Source organism: Paramagnetospirillum kuznetsovii (genome assembly GCF_003284725.1).
GTDB lineage: Bacteria > Pseudomonadota > Alphaproteobacteria > Rhodospirillales > Magnetospirillaceae > Phaeospirillum > Phaeospirillum kuznetsovii.
Map to the genome: position 1 here is coordinate 156,054 of NZ_PGTO01000002.1, position 14,436 is coordinate 170,489.

The following is a 14,436-nucleotide window of genomic DNA, read 5'->3' on the forward strand; positions in this document are numbered from 1 at the left end:
TTTCCTCGGACGTGCTAGCTTTTCGCCCCATGGAGACGCAGAGCAATCCCTACGACATCCTGCGCTGGTATCTGGAAGCCGGCGTCGACGAGACCATGGGCGAGGAGCCGGTGGATCGGTACGCCGCCTTGCAGCGGGCGCAGCAGGCCCGCGCCGCCGCGCCGCCGCCGCGCCCCCCTGGATTCCATTCAACCGTGGTCGCGGCGGTCGCCACCGTGCAACCGGGCGGCGTCATTCCCGGCACCGCCGCCCATATCGCCAGCGGTTGCCACAGCCTGGCCGAATTGCGGGTGGCGCTGGAACATTTCGACGGCTTGCCCCTCAAGCAGGCGGCGGCCAGCACGGTTTTCGCCGACGGCAACCCGCAAGCCTCGGTCATGTGCATCGGCGAGGCGCCGGGCCAGGAGGAGGATCGCCAGGGCCGCCCCTTCGTCGGTCCCAGCGGCAAACTGTTGGATCGCATGCTGGCCTCCATCGGGCTCGATCGCGATAGCGCCTATATCACCAACGTGGTTCCCTGGCGGCCGCCCGCCAATCGCAAGCCGACCCCCGACGAGGTGGCGGTGTGCATGCCGTTCCTGACCCGCCATATCGAATTGGTGGATCCGCAGGTGCTGATTCTGTTCGGCGGCGCGGCGGCCTCGGCGGTGCTGGCCAAGGCGGACGGCATCAACCGCCTGCGCGGCAACTGGTTCCAGTTCAATTCGCCCGGCCTGCCCCGGCCCATCCCGGTGCTGGCCACCTTCCATCCCGCCTATCTGCTGCGGACGCCGGAAGCCAAGCGGTTCGCCTGGCATGACCTGCTCATGGTCCGCAAGAAGCTTGCGTCGGGGCAGCATTGATCAACGTTCAGGCAGCCTTGCAGCAGGTGGAGGCGTTGTTGCGCGCCGGTAAGGGCGCCGATGCGGCACGGCTGTGCAAGCAATTGCGCAAGAACCGGGTGGATGGTCCCGCCCTGCTCAAGCTGGAAGGCATCGCCGCCTTCATGCTGGGCCATCACGCCGAGGCGGCCAAGGCGCTTGGCCGGTTCTGCGACATGGCGCCCAACGATTCCGGCTCCTTGGCCATCCTGGGCAATGTCCAGCAGGCGCTGGGCAAGCCCGAGCGGGCGGCGACGGCCTTCCGCCGCGTCCTGGCGCTGGAACCCAATGCCGCCCCCATTCACTACAATCTGGGCAATGCCCTGCTGGACTTGGGCGATTACGCCGCCGCCGCCGAATCCTTCGGCCGCGCCATGGCGTTGCAGCCCAACTACGCCAAGGCCATGGCCGGACAGGCACAGGCCCTGGCCGCCCTCGGCCAGGACGAGGCCGCCGTTGCCGCCTATGTCGCGGCTCTCACCGTTGATCCCGACATGGCCCAGGCGCACACCAATCTGGGCAGCCTGCTGCAAGGGCTGGGGCGGTTCGCCGAGGCGGCGGCGGCCCATTCCCGCGCCGTGGCCTTGAAGCCCGATTTCGCCGAAGCCCATACCAATCTCGGCAATGCCCTGCAGGATCTCGGCCGTCTCGACGAGGCGGTGGCCGCCCATTCCCGCGCCGTCGCCCTGGCGCCCAGGCAGGCCCGCTGCCACAACAACCTGGGCGCCGCCCTGTTCGCCGTGGCCCGCCAGAAGGAGGCCGCCGAGTGCTACGAGAAGGCGCTGTCGCTGGCCCCCGATATGAAGGCGTGGCGCAATCTGCTGGCGGCGGCGTTGTATCGCGACGATCTCGACCACGCCGGGCTGGAAAAGGTCCAGCGTCGCTTCGGCCGCGCCTTCGACCAAAGGCCGGGCAAGATGACGCCCGTCCCTTGCGACGGTCCGATCCGGGTCGGCTATCTGACGTCCGACTTCAAGAATCACCCGGTGGCGGGCAACATGCTGCCGGTGCTCGAACGCATGAACCGCGCCGCCTTCCCGATCCATGTCTACGCCAATCAGATCCGCTCCGATGCCATGAGCGAACGCATCCGCGCCCTGGCGGCGGGCTGGACCGATATCGGCCGCATGAGCGATGCCGAGGCGGCCGAGCGCATCCGGGCCGACGGCATCCACATCCTGGTCAGCCTCGCCGGGCATTTCGACGAGAACCGCCCCACCATCTGCGCCCATCGCGCCGCGCCGGTTCAGATCAGCCTGCACGACGTGGCCACCAGCGGTCTGGCCGCCATGGACTACATCATCGGTGATTCCTTGTTGCTGCCGCGCGGCTCGCCCGAGGTTTTCAGCGAACGGCAATTGCGGCTGCCCCATTTCTACGTGGCCGACCTGCCGGGCGATCTGCCGCCGCTGCGCGACCCGGACGGTTCGGCGGGGCCGGTGTTCTGCTGCTTCAATAATCCGTCCAAGATCGGCCCCGCCACCCTGGCCGCCTGGGGGCGGATTCTTGGCGCCCTGCCCGATGCTCGGCTGGTGCTGAAATATCAGGGGCGCTACGGCAACCGCGAGATCCGCGAGCGCTTTATAACGCTGCTGATCCAGGCCGGGGCCAAGGCCGAACAAGTGGTCATGCTCGATCTCTCCGAGCCCTTCGCCGCCTTCCTGGATCGCTATAACGACGCCGATCTGGCGCTGGACCCGTTTCCCTTCAGCGGCTCCACCACCACTTTCCAGGCGCTGTGCATGGGCGTGCCGGTGCTGACCTGGCCGTGGCAGCGCATGGTCAGCCGCTGGACGGCCTCCATGCTGGAGCCGCTGGAACTGAATGAATTCATCGCCGATTCGGCCGACGACTATGTCGCCCGCGCCGTCGCCTTCGCCGCCGGGCGCGCCCAGTGGCGGGCCCGCCGTGCCGCGTTGCGAGCCCGGCTGGCGGCGTCGTCCCTGTGCGACGGCAGCCGGTGGGCGCGCCATCTGGAACGGCTTTATGGGGCGGTTTGGCGACGTCATCTTGCCAAGACGCAAGCGAGATAGTTGCGCGTTTCCAGCCCCACCCTATATAAGGCCGGTGAGACGGTTCCATCTTCACGTTTTGGGCCCGTCACTGAACATGCAACGCGATGGGGGTCTCCAAGGGGCTGCTGAAGCCGTCAGGGCCACCTAAGATCCGCCGAACAGGAATGAGGACGACATGAGCAAAGTTATCGGCATCGACCTGGGCACCACGAATTCGTGCGTCGCCGTCATGGAAGGCAAGAGCGCCAAGGTCATCGAAAACGCCGAGGGCATGCGCACCACTCCGTCGATGACGGCGTTCACCGAATCGGGTGAGCGTCTGGTCGGCCAGCCCGCCAAGCGTCAGGCCGTGACCAACCCCACCAGCACCCTGTTCGCCATCAAGCGTCTGATCGGACGTCGCTTCGACGATCCCATCACCAAGAAGGACATGAACCTCGTCCCCTACCACATCGTGGCGGGCGACAACGGCGACGCCTGGGTCGAGGCCCGCGAAGCCAAGTACAGCCCCAGCCAGGTCTCCGCCTTCATCCTGGGCAAGATGAAGGAAACCGCCGAGGCGTATCTGGGCGAGAAGGTCACTCAGGCCGTCATCACCGTTCCCGCCTATTTCAACGACGCCCAGCGCCAGGCCACCAAGGACGCCGGGCGCATCGCCGGTCTGGAAGTGCTGCGCATCATCAACGAGCCGACGGCGGCCGCCCTGGCCTATGGCCTGGAAAAGAAGTCGGCCGGCACCATCGCCGTCTATGACCTGGGCGGCGGCACCTTCGACGTGTCCGTGCTGGAAATCGGCGACGGCGTGTTCGAGGTGAAGTCCACCAACGGCGACACCTTCCTGGGCGGCGAGGATTTCGACGCCCGCATCATGGATTACCTGGCCGACGAGTTCAAAAAGGAGCAGGGCATCGACCTGCGCAAGGACCGTCTGGCCCTGCAGCGCCTCAAGGAGGCCGCCGAAAAGGCCAAGATCGAGCTGTCGTCCTCCATGCAGACCGAGGTCAACCTGCCCTTCATCACCGCCGACGCGGCGGGGCCGAAGCATCTCAACATCAAGCTGACCCGCGCCAAGCTGGAAGCCCTGGTGGAGGATCTGATCGCCCGCACCGTCGAGCCCTGCAAGGCGGCCCTCAAGGACGCGGGCGTCAAGGCCAGCGAGATCGACGAAGTCATCCTGGTGGGCGGCATGATCCGCATGCCCAAGATTCAGGAAGTGGTGAAGGAATTCTTCGGCCGCGAGCCCCACAAGGGCGTCAATCCCGACGAAGTGGTCGCCATCGGCGCCGCCATCCAGGGCGGCGTGCTCAAGGGCGAGGTCAAGGACGTCCTGCTGCTGGACGTGACGCCGCTGAGCCTGGGCATCGAGACCCTGGGCGGCGTCTTCACCCGCCTGATCGACCGCAACACCACCATCCCCACCCGCAAGAGCCAGGTGTTCTCCACCGCCGAGGACAACCAGACCGCCGTGACCATCCGGGTGTTCCAGGGCGAGCGCGAAATGGCCGCCGACAACAAGGTTCTCGGCCAGTTCGACCTGATCGGCATTCCCCCCGCGCCGCGCGGCGTGCCCCAGGTGGAAGTCACCTTCGACATCGACGCCAACGGTCTGGTCAACGTCTCGGCCAAGGACAAGGCCACCGGCAAGGAACAGCAGATCCGCATCCAGGCCTCGGGCGGTCTCAATGATTCCGACATCGAGCGCATGGTCAAGGAAGCCGAGGCCCATGCCGCCGACGACCGCAAGCGCAAGGACTTGGTGGAGGCCCGCAACCACGCCGACGGTCTGGCCCATTCCACCGAGAAGAGCCTGAAGGAATTCGGCGACAAGGCGTCGGGCGAGCTGAAAGCCGAGATCGAGAAGGATCTCGCCGCGCTCAAGACCGTCATGGAAGGCGACGACGTCGAGGCCATCAAGGCCAAGACCGAGGCCCTGATGCAGTCGTCCATGAAGCTGGGCGAGGCCATGTATAAGGCCCAGGAAGCGGCTGGCGGCGCCGAGGCTCCCCAGGGCGGCGCCAGTGGCGGTCATGCGGGCGGCGGTCATGACGATAAGGTTGTCGATGCCGACTTCGAGGAAGTCGACGGCGACAAGAAGGGCAAATAAGACTGTTTGTGGATAGGGGCGACGGCGGCGGGAAACCGCCGCCGGTTCCCATGGGGATGCGGGACGCATGAGCAAGCAGGACTATTACGAACTTCTGGGCGCTGAGCGCGGCGCGACGGGCGACGATATCAAGAAGGCCTATCGCAAGATGGCCATGCAGTATCACCCGGATCGCAATCCGGGCGACGCGGCGGCCGAGCAGAAGTTCAAGGAAATCAACGAAGCCTATGACGTCCTGAAGGACGAGCAGAAGCGCGCCGCCTATGACCGCTTCGGCCATGCCGCCTTCGAACAGGGTGGTGGCGGCGGCGGTGGCTTCGGCGGCGGTTTCGGCGGGGGCGGCGGCTTCGCCGACATCTTCGACGAGATGTTCGGCGAGTTCATGGGCGGCAGGCGCGGCCAATCCTCCGGGCGCGGCCAAGACCTGCGCTACAACATGGAAATCTCGCTGGAAGACGCCTTCGCGGGAAAAGCCACCACGGTCAAGGTGCCGTCCTCGGCCCAGTGCGAGGACTGCAAGGGCACCGGCGGCAAGGACGGCTCGCAGCCGGTGACCTGCTCGGCCTGTCACGGTCACGGCAAGGTGCGCAGCCAGCAGGGCTTCTTCACCATCGAACGCACCTGCCCCACCTGCCAGGGCATGGGCAAGATCATCAAGGATCCCTGCCGGTCCTGCGGCGGCACCGGCCGCACGCGCAAGGAAAAGTCCCTGTCGGTCAATATTCCGGCGGGTGTCGAAGAGGGAACCCGCATTCGTTTGGCGGGCGAGGGCGAAGCGGGAATGCGCGGCGCACCGCCCGGCGATCTTTATATCTTCCTGGCCATACAGCCGCACCGCATCTTCCAGCGCGACGGCGCCAATATCTTTTGCCGAGTGCCGATTCCCATGACCACGGCGACATTGGGGGGCGCCATCGAGGTTCCCACCATCGACGGCGGCAAGGCCAAGGTCACCATCCCCGAAGGCACGCAAAGCGGTCATCAGTTCCGCCTGCGCTCCAAGGGCATGAGCGTGCTGCGCAGCCCGGCGCGCGGCGATATGTTCATCCAGGCCGTGGTGGAAACCCCCGTCAACCTGACCAAGCGGCAAGTCGAGCTTCTGAAGGAATTCGATAAGACCGGCGAGGGCGAGAAGGCCAAGAACTCGCCGGAAAGCCACGGCTTCTTCGCCAAGGTCAAGGAACTGTGGGAAGACCTCAAGGAAGGCTGAGGTTGGGAGTTTGCGGGCGGGACGCCCGCGCTCCGACTTGATCGGCGGTGAGGATTGGGGAGCGCGGGCGTCCCGCCCGCAAATTCACCCCGCGTCCGTCCCGCCTCATCTCCAATCCCGCCGCCCGGGCGAGATCGTCGATGCGACCGTTCAGCCGGATGCCGAAGCGCCGTCGCAGGTGGTCGCCGACGCCTCCCGCCGAGGCCCAGCCGTCTCCCGCCAATTCCTCCACCACCAAACGCAGCAACTGCGGATGCGACAGGTCGCGGTGGCGCTCCGCCGCCAGCCCGGCCGCCATGGCGCGGGCGATATCGGCGTCGAAGCCTTTGTCGTTGGAGGCGATGGCGATCCGCTCGGGCCGCTGGGGCGAGGCGATCAACGCATCCACCCGCCGCGCCATGGCCTGATCGGCCGCCTGGGAGGGCGCGTCATGGGCGATGACGGTCTCCGCCGCCCAGGCCATTCCCGCCTTCGTCAGGGCAAGCCGCCACGGCGCCATGAAGGCTTCGCGGCCGAACAGCTCGATGCGGCCATACTCCGCCCAGCGCCGGACGGTGCCGCGCTGATGGTCGGAAGACAGATTCTCGCAGTCGATCAGGGCGATGGCGGGCATGGTTGTTTCCGAAAAGAGTGCGCATCTTTAACGCGTCTTTTTGCAAGCCACGGTTTATTGATGGTTACGGCCTGCCGCCCTATCTTAGCCGCCTTCCCGATATGGTCCATGGCGGAGTAATGGTCGTGCAGAAAACTATTCGTGACATCATCGGCGGCTTGTCGGTGGTTTGCGTCAAACCCGGTGATTCGGTTCGGCATGCGGCCAGAGCCATGTATGAGCGCGACGTGGGTGCCGTGGTGGTCATGGAGGACGGGCATCTGCGCGGCATCTTCACCGAACGCGACGCCCTGCGTTTCTTCGCCGCCACCCGGCGCAATCCCTATGTCATCGACGTGTCGGTGGTGATGACCCCGAACCCCGTCACCGTTTCTCCCGATACCCCCGCCGAGGAGGCGCGGCTGCTGATGCTGAGCAACGGATTCCGCCATTTGCCGGTGGTTGATGGCGACGAGGTGGTGGGCGTGGTGTCGCTGCGCGGTCTCGACTTTGATTCGTCGTGGCCGGGATGAAACACTTCACCTTAGGGCTTTGCTCATATACCCTCTTCGCTATGGAGTGGCGGCGAAGCCAAGGGCGTGCTATTCACCTTCATGGCAAGGTGGTTCGGAGTACCAATGTTCAAGCGCAAGGTTCTCGACGCTCAGATCGGTGACGTCTTCATCAAGACCCATGACACCAAGAGAAATCTTTGGGTGGTCGAGAAGCTGTTCGAGCATGTGGACGGCATCATGCACGCCCGGCTGTTCAACAAGAACCAGCCCAAGACCATGATCACCGTGTCGGCCTCCACCTTGATCGACGCCGATTTCTTCCAGCGGGCGCCGGTCGCTCCCCAGGCGGACTGATCCGCCGCGCCCGGCGATTGAGGGCGAATCTATTCCCCGACGCACCAATTGGTGCGGAGGCAAGGCCAAAGGCCGCCGCGCCACGTGGCGCGAAAGCCAAGGGCGCGGATGCGCCCGCCCGGCGATTGAGGGCGAATCTCTTATGGCGACAGCAGTGATCGGAACGGCGCCTCGGTGACCACCGAGGGCGGCTGGAACGGGTTTCCCTGCACCAGGACGATGGCGGCCGTCGGCGCGGCGGCGGCGGCGAAGATGGCGACGGCCAGAATCTCGGCGCGGGCCTGATCCACATGGACCATGGCGATGGAAATCATGGTCAGGAAGCCGAGCCCCGCCATTCCCAGCCATTTCAGCGGATTGACATGGGTCTGGCTCAGCGCGATGCGCTGGCCGCGGGCGGCGCGCACCTGGGTGACCTGGGCCAGCATCAGGGCATGGGCGCCCGCGGGCGTGGCGGCGGCGATGTCGTTGCCCGACAGCAGGGCCAGCAGGGCGTCCAGGCGGTCCGAGGCCTCCTTGCTGCTCTGCCGCTTGGCCAGCAGCGGCCAATCCTCGTCCACCGTGATGCGGGCATAGTCACCCACCGCCTTGTCCACGGCGGCGCGGGATTGGGGCGGCAGATGGACCGCCAGGGCCTTGATGCTGCGGAGCGCGTCGGCTTCCTGGTGCACGGTGTTGAGCGCCCGGTCATGGGCGTTCCAGGTGTCGTTGGCGAGGAAGGCCAGCGTCAGGGCGAACAGCACGCCGACCACGCCGAGGAAGGGCGGCGACACCCCGCGATAGGTCTTGATTTCGTCGGCCCAGGGCGACTTCAGGGTCACCCACAGCATGAACCACGCGGCCAGGACGGTGCCCACCAGGGCCACCAGGGCATAGAAATAGTGATCAAAGGCGCCGAGATCCATCAACCCGCTTTCGCTATGGAAGCCGGGACCATTTCACCCCAGGCAGCCGCTCCGCGCCAGCGCCACTTTTGATCCCGACCGCTTTTCCAGCGCCGACGCGATGAATTCGCCCGCCGCCATCAGTTTGTCGAGATCGACGCCGGTCTTGATGCCCATGCCGTTCAGCATGAACAGCACGTCCTCGCTGGCCACATTGCCCGACGCGCCCTTGGCATAGGGACAGCCGCCCAGTCCCGCCACCGAGGAATCCACCACCGCGACGCCCAATTCCATCACGGCGAGGATATTGGCCAGGGCCTGGCCGTAGGTGTCGTGGAAATGGGCGGCCAGCATGGCGACCGGCAGCTTGGCGGCGACCGCCTCGACCAGCGCCTGCGCCTTGGAAGGGGTGCCGATGCCGATGGTGTCGCCCAGCGAGATTTCGTAGCAGCCCATGTGGGCGAGGCGCTCGGCCACCGCCACCACCGCCTCGGGGGCGACGTCGCCCTCATAGGGGCAGCCCAGCACGCAGGAGACATAGCCGCGCACCTTCAGCCCCTCGGCGCGGGCCTTCTCCGCCACCGGGGCGAAGCGGTCCAGGCTTTCGGCGATGGAGCAGTTGATGTTCTTCTTGGAAAAGCTTTCCGAGGCGGCGGCGAATACGGCGACTTCGTCCACCTTGGCCGCCAGGGCGGCCTCCAACCCCTGCATGTTGGGCGCCAGCACCGGATAGGACACGCCCGGCCTGCGGGCGATGGCGGCCATGACCTCGGCACTCGCCGCCATCTGCGGCACCCATTTTGGGCTGACGAAGCTGCCCGATTCGATCACCGGCAGACCGGCCTCGGTCAGACGGTCGATCAGTCCGACCTTGATCGCCACCGAGACGGGTTTGGCCTCGTTCTGCAAGCCGTCGCGGGGGCCGACCTCGACCATCTTGACCTGGGGAGAAAAACGCATGGCTTGGTTCCTCGGCCATCCCCCCACCCCAGCCCTCCCCACAAGGGGGAGGGGGAGAGAGGGCATTCCTGTTTCTTCTCCCTCCCCCTTGGGGGGAGGGGCGGGGTGGGGGACTAGGCCGTCGCCTCGAACTCTAACAGATCGGCCCCTTCGGCCACCGGGTCGCCCACCTTGTAGTGAATCTCCGCCACGGTACCGTCGGCGGGGGCCTTGATGGTGTGTTCCATCTTCATGGCTTCCACCACGATCAGCGGCTGGCCGCTGGTGACCGCGTCGCCCGGCTTGACCAGCACCTGGACCACGGTGCCCGGCATGGGGGCGGCGAGGCGGCCGTCGCCGGCATCGCGGTCGGCCGCCTTGGCCGAGGGGTCGTCCAGTTTGATCCGCCAGGCGTTGCCGTCGTGCAGCACGGTGATGTCGAAGCCGCTTTGCACCACCGTGGCGGTGCGGCGCTCGCCGCCGATCTCGGCGGTGAGCGTGCGGCCGGTCAGGCTGGCGCGGCAGGCGGCCAGCGAGCCGCCCGGCAGGTCGAGCCGCCAGCCGTCCTTGACGAAATGCACCGTCACCGGGCTGACATCCTCGCCATCCAGGAAGCGGAAGTCGTGCTGGTTGTCCTCGTTGAGGCGCCAGCCGCTGGTCTGGTGCCAGGGCGAATGGGGATCGCCCGACTGTGCGGCGGCGCGCTCGGCCTCTTCTTCCCGCCACAGCAGCAGGGCCAGCGAGGCGAAGGCGAGCCCCAGATCGGGCACCTTGGCGGCGGGCGGCAGCAGATCGGCCCGGTGGCGCTCGATGAAGCCGGTGTCGATCTCCAGGGCGGCGAAGGCGGGATGGGCGGCGATGGCGCCCAGGAAGCCCACATTGGTGGTCACCCCCGCCACATGATAATCGGCCAGGGCCCGGCGCAGGCGGCGCAGGGCGGCGTCGCGGTCCTCGTCCCACACGATCAGCTTGGCGATCATGGGGTCGTAGAACATGGAGACCTCGTCACCCTGGCGCACGCCGGTATCGACCCGTACATGGCGGTTCTCGGCGGGCGGCTCAAGATGGGTCAGCCGCCCGATGGCGGGCAGGAAGTCCTTGGCGGGGTCCTCGGCGTAGAGGCGGGCCTCGAAGGCGTGGCCCCTGCGGGTGATCTGGTCCTGGCCCAGCGGCAGCGGGCGGCCCGAGGCTACCAGCAATTGCCATTCCACCAGATCGAGACCGGTGATCATCTCGGTGACCGGGTGCTCCACCTGGAGGCGCGTGTTCATCTCGATGAAGAAGAAGCGGCCGTCCTGGTAGAGAAATTCCACCGTCCCGGCGCCCACATAGTTGACCGCCTTGGCGGCGGCCACCGCCGCCTCGCCCATGGCGCGGCGCACATGCTCGTCCAGCGCCGGAGCGGGGGCCTCCTCGATGACTTTCTGGTGGCGGCGCTGGATGGAGCAGTCGCGCTCGAACAGATAGACGGCGTTGCCCTGGGTATCGGCGAAGACCTGGATCTCCACATGGCGGGGACGGCCGAGATAGCTTTCCAGCAGCAGGGAATCGTCGCCGAACGCCGATTTGGCTTCCCGCTTGGCCGAGGCGATGGATTCGGCCAGCCTGGCTTCCTCGGCGACCACCCGCATGCCCTTGCCGCCGCCGCCAGCGCTGGCCTTGACCAGCACCGGATAGCCGATGCGCGCCGCCTGGGCCGTCAGTTCGGTGACCGACTGGCCGGTGCCGTGATAGCCGGGCACCAGCGGCACCCCCGCCGCTTCCATCAGCCGTTTGGATTCCGACTTGGACCCCATGGCCTTGATGGCGGGAACCGGCGGGCCGATGAAGGTGACGCCCACGCGGCCGCAGGCCTCGGCGAATCCGGCGTTCTCGCTCAGGAAGCCGTAGCCGGGATGCACCGCTTGGGCGCCCGAGCGAGCCACCGCGTCCAGGATGGCGTCGGTGCGCAGATAGCTCTCGGCCGCGGGCGCCGGACCGATCAGGAAGGCCTCGTCGGCCATGGCCACATGCATGGCGTTGGCGTCGGCCTCGGAATAGACCGCCACGGTGCGGATGCCGAGACGCTGGGCGGTGCGGATGACGCGGCAGGCGATTTCGCCCCGGTTGGCGATCAGGATCTTGTCGAACATGCGTCCCTCTATTCCTTTCCCCTCGCCCGCTTGCGGGAGAGGGTGGCGAGCATTTGCGAGCCGGGTGAGGGCAAGTCTGCCGCCGCCACCCCCTCACCCCGACCCTCTCCCCCCTGCGGGGGGCGAGGGAGACTCTGAACCGTCACGTCACCCAGCTCGGCTTTCTTTTTTCCAGGAAGGCGGCGACGCCCTCCCGTCCCTCGTCGCTGGCGCGGATCTCCGCGATCTGCGCCGCCGTCCAATCCCGTAATGGGGTGTCCAGCGGGTCGTCGGCCACCCGGCGGATCAGCCGCTTGGCCGCTCCCATGGCCTTCGGGCTGTTGGCGGCCAGCCTGGCCAGCCAGGCGTCACGCACCTCATCCAGCCGGTCGGCGGGAACCACCTCATGCACCAGACCGCAGGACAGCGCCGTCGCGGCGGTGAAGACCTCGGCGGTGATGGAATAGCGCCGGGCGACGCGGCCGCCCATGGCGCGCACCACATAGGGGCTGATGGCGGCGGGGATCAGACCCAGCTTGACTTCGGACAGGCAAAAGTTGGCCGTCTCGGCCGCCACGGCCAGATCGCAGCAGGCCACCAGCCCGACCCCGCCGCCATAGGCGGCGCCCTGGACCACGCCGATCACCGGACGCGGGCAGGAATCCATGGCCTCCATCAGGCCGGACAGCGCCTTGGCGTCGTTCAGGTTGTCGGCCGGGCTGTTGGCCGCCATGCGCTTCATCCAGGCGAGGTCGCCGCCCGCTGAGAAGCTTTTCCCCGTGCTTTGCAGCACCACGGCGCGAACGTCCTCCACCGCCGAGAAGGCCTCGGTCAATTCCTTGATCAGGGCGTCGTCGAAGGCGTTGTGGCGGTCGGGCCGGTTCAGTGTGATGGTGCGGACGCCGTCCTTGGTCTCGATCAGCAGGTTGCTCATGACGATCGCTCCCGGCCATGCGGCGGCCAGGCATGAACCACGAAGGCACGAAGGCGCGAAGACAACACGAAGGGAAAGAAGGTCAATCCGTTCCTTCGTGCCCTCTTCTTCCCTTCGTGCCTTCGTGGTGAATTCCCGTTGAGGCGATCCTGGTTCTCGATGGACATCCCCGCCTCCTACATCCGGAACACGCCGAAGCGCGTCTGCTCGATGGGGGCGTTGAAGGCGGCCGACAGGCCCAGCGCCAGCACCATGCGGGTCTCGGCCGGGTCCACCAGACCGTCGTCCCACAGGCGTGCTCCGGCGTAATAGGGATGGCCCTGGGTTTCGTACTGGTCGCGGATGGGGGCCTTGAAGGCTTCCTCCTCGGCGGCGGGCCAGCTTTGGCCCTTGGCCTCCATGGCGTCGCGCTTGATCTGGGCCATGACGTTGGCGGCCTGATCGCCGCCCATGACCGAGACGCGGCCGTTGGGCCACATGAACAGCAGCCTAGGCTGATAGGCCCGCCCGCACATGCCGTAATTGCCCGCCCCGAACGATCCGCCCAGGATCACGGTGAAGCGCGGCACCTTGGCGCAGGCCACGGCGGTGACCATCTTGGCGCCGTCCTTGGCGATGCCGCCCGCCTCGTATTTCTTGCCCACCATGAAGCCGGTGATGTTTTGCAGGAAGATCAGCGGAATGCCGCGCTGGCTGCACAGCTCGACGAAATGGGCGCCCTTCTGGGCCGATTCCGAGAACAGGATGCCGTTGTTGGCGACGATGCCCACCGGATAGCCCCAGATGCGGGCGAAGCCGCAGACCAGGGTGGTGCCGTAGGTCTGCTTGAACTCGTCCAGGCGCGAACCGTCGACGATGCGGGCGATGATCTCGCGGATGTCGTAGGGCTTGCGGCGGTCGGCGGGGATGATGCCGTAGATTTCCCGGGGGTCGTAGAGCGGCTCTTCCGGCTTGGCCACGTCCATGGAGACCGGCTTGGTGCGGTTCAGGTTGCCGACGATGCGGCGCGCGATGGCCAAAGCGTGGCCGTCGTCCAGGGCATAGTGATCGGTGACGCCCGAGGTGCGGCAATGCACGTCGGCGCCGCCCAGATCCTCGGCGGTGACCACTTCGCCGGTGGCGGCCTTGACCAGCGGCGGCCCCCCTAAGAAGATGGTGCCCTGGCCCTTGACGATGACGCTCTCGTCGCTCATGGCCGGGATATAGGCGCCGCCCGCCGTGCAGGAGCCGTGCACCACGGAAATCTGCGGAATCCCCAGGGCCGACATCTGGGCCTGATTATAGAAGATCCGGCCGAAATGCTCCTTGTCGGGGAAGACCTCATCCTGGTTGGGCAGGTTGGCGCCGCCCGATTCCACCAGATAGACGCAGGGCAGGTTGTTTTCCTTGGCGATCTCCTGGGCGCGGAGATGCTTCTTGACCGTCATGGGATAGTAGCTGCCGCCCTTCACGGTGCCGTCATTGGCGATGACCATGCATTCCTGGCCCTGGATGGAGCCGATGCCGGTGATGATGCCAGCGCCCATGACGTCCTTGGAATACATGTCCCAGGCGGCCAGTTGGGAGAATTCCAGGAAGGGCGAGCCCACGTCCAGCAGGCGGCGAATGCGTTCGCGCGGCAACAGCTTGCCCCGCGCGATGTGGCGTTCGCGCATGGCGGGGCCGCCGCCCATGTTCACCTGGGCGACCACCTTCTTCAGGTCGTCCACCACGGCTTCCATGGCCTGGGCATTGGCCTTGAACTCGTCCGAGCGGGGATTGACGGAGGATTTGATGACGCTCATGGGGGCAGATCCTGTTTCCTTTGTCTCCCTCTCCCTGAGGGAGAGGGTCGGGGTGAGGGGGGAACGCCAGCAGGAATGCTTGCGGGCGCCAACTCTCCCTCACCCGGCCTCCGGCCACCCTCTCCCGCTGGGAG

12 protein-coding genes are annotated in these 14,436 nt (G+C 66.7%); 6 read left to right on the forward strand and 6 right to left on the reverse strand.

What is annotated here, in order from left to right; translation table 11 throughout:
• The first annotated feature begins 29 nt into the window (after nucleotides 1-29).
• From CU669_RS03355 to dnaJ, 4 genes are all read left to right on the forward strand, one after another.
• On the forward strand, nucleotides 30-842 hold the full coding sequence (locus CU669_RS03355) for a uracil-DNA glycosylase (protein ID WP_239988513.1): 813 nt from the start codon (nucleotides 30-32) through the stop codon (nucleotides 840-842).
• Nucleotides 839-2,893 carry an O-linked N-acetylglucosamine transferase, SPINDLY family protein gene (locus CU669_RS03360; RefSeq protein WP_112142407.1) on the forward strand — a complete coding sequence of 685 codons (2,055 nt, stop codon included), beginning with the start codon at nucleotides 839-841 and terminating at the stop codon, nucleotides 2,891-2,893. The genes CU669_RS03355 and CU669_RS03360 overlap by 4 nt, the downstream gene beginning before the upstream one ends.
• Before the next feature lie 157 nt (nucleotides 2,894-3,050).
• The gene (gene dnaK / locus CU669_RS03365) at nucleotides 3,051-4,979 is read left to right on the forward strand and encodes a molecular chaperone DnaK (RefSeq protein WP_112142408.1); all 1,929 of its coding nucleotides are present in this window, start codon (nucleotides 3,051-3,053) and stop codon (nucleotides 4,977-4,979) included.
• A 67-nt stretch (nucleotides 4,980-5,046) separates the two neighbouring features.
• Nucleotides 5,047-6,189 (forward strand): molecular chaperone DnaJ, encoded by a 1,143-nt coding sequence (gene dnaJ, locus CU669_RS03370; RefSeq protein ID WP_112142409.1) that lies wholly within the window; start codon nucleotides 5,047-5,049, stop codon nucleotides 6,187-6,189.
• Here dnaJ and CU669_RS03375 read toward each other — a convergent pair.
• Nucleotides 6,176-6,802 (reverse strand): hypothetical protein, encoded by a 627-nt coding sequence (locus tag CU669_RS03375; RefSeq protein WP_192884569.1) that lies wholly within the window; start codon nucleotides 6,800-6,802, stop codon nucleotides 6,176-6,178. The two genes, dnaJ and CU669_RS03375, sit on opposite strands and share 14 nt — an antisense overlap.
• Nucleotides 6,803-6,927: 125 nt before the next feature.
• On the opposite strand from CU669_RS03375, the gene CU669_RS03380 reads away from it, so the two are divergent.
• The gene (locus CU669_RS03380; protein ID WP_161539568.1) at nucleotides 6,928-7,314 is read left to right on the forward strand and encodes a CBS domain-containing protein; all 387 of its coding nucleotides are present in this window, start codon (nucleotides 6,928-6,930) and stop codon (nucleotides 7,312-7,314) included.
• 105 nt (nucleotides 7,315-7,419) lie between these two features.
• Nucleotides 7,420-7,650, forward strand: a complete 231-nt coding sequence (locus tag CU669_RS03385) for a hypothetical protein (RefSeq protein WP_112142411.1) — start codon at nucleotides 7,420-7,422, stop codon at nucleotides 7,648-7,650.
• 140 nt (nucleotides 7,651-7,790) lie between these two features.
• Here the strand turns inward: CU669_RS03385 and CU669_RS03390 are convergent, their stop codons facing one another.
• The 5 genes from CU669_RS03390 to CU669_RS03410 all read right to left on the reverse strand — a co-directional run bounded on the left by CU669_RS03390 (nucleotide 7,791) and on the right by CU669_RS03410 (nucleotide 14,302).
• The gene (locus CU669_RS03390; protein ID WP_112142412.1) at nucleotides 7,791-8,555 is read right to left on the reverse strand and encodes a bestrophin-like domain; all 765 of its coding nucleotides are present in this window, start codon (nucleotides 8,553-8,555) and stop codon (nucleotides 7,791-7,793) included.
• Between the two features lie 33 nt (nucleotides 8,556-8,588).
• Nucleotides 8,589-9,494: a hydroxymethylglutaryl-CoA lyase gene (locus CU669_RS03395; RefSeq protein ID WP_112142413.1), complete on the reverse strand. Its 906-nt coding sequence runs from the start codon at nucleotides 9,492-9,494 to the stop codon at nucleotides 8,589-8,591.
• Between the two features lie 113 nt (nucleotides 9,495-9,607).
• On the reverse strand, nucleotides 9,608-11,605 hold the full coding sequence (locus CU669_RS03400; RefSeq protein WP_112142414.1) for an acetyl-CoA carboxylase biotin carboxylase subunit: 1,998 nt from the start codon (nucleotides 11,603-11,605) through the stop codon (nucleotides 9,608-9,610).
• 142 nt (nucleotides 11,606-11,747) lie between these two features.
• Nucleotides 11,748-12,518, reverse strand: a complete 771-nt coding sequence (locus tag CU669_RS03405; protein ID WP_112142415.1) for an enoyl-CoA hydratase/isomerase family protein — start codon at nucleotides 12,516-12,518, stop codon at nucleotides 11,748-11,750.
• A gap of 176 nt (nucleotides 12,519-12,694) precedes the next feature.
• Nucleotides 12,695-14,302, reverse strand: coding sequence for a carboxyl transferase domain-containing protein (locus tag CU669_RS03410; RefSeq protein ID WP_112142416.1), 1,608 nt, complete (start codon nucleotides 14,300-14,302; stop codon nucleotides 12,695-12,697).
• Nucleotides 14,303-14,436 lie beyond the last annotated feature (134 nt).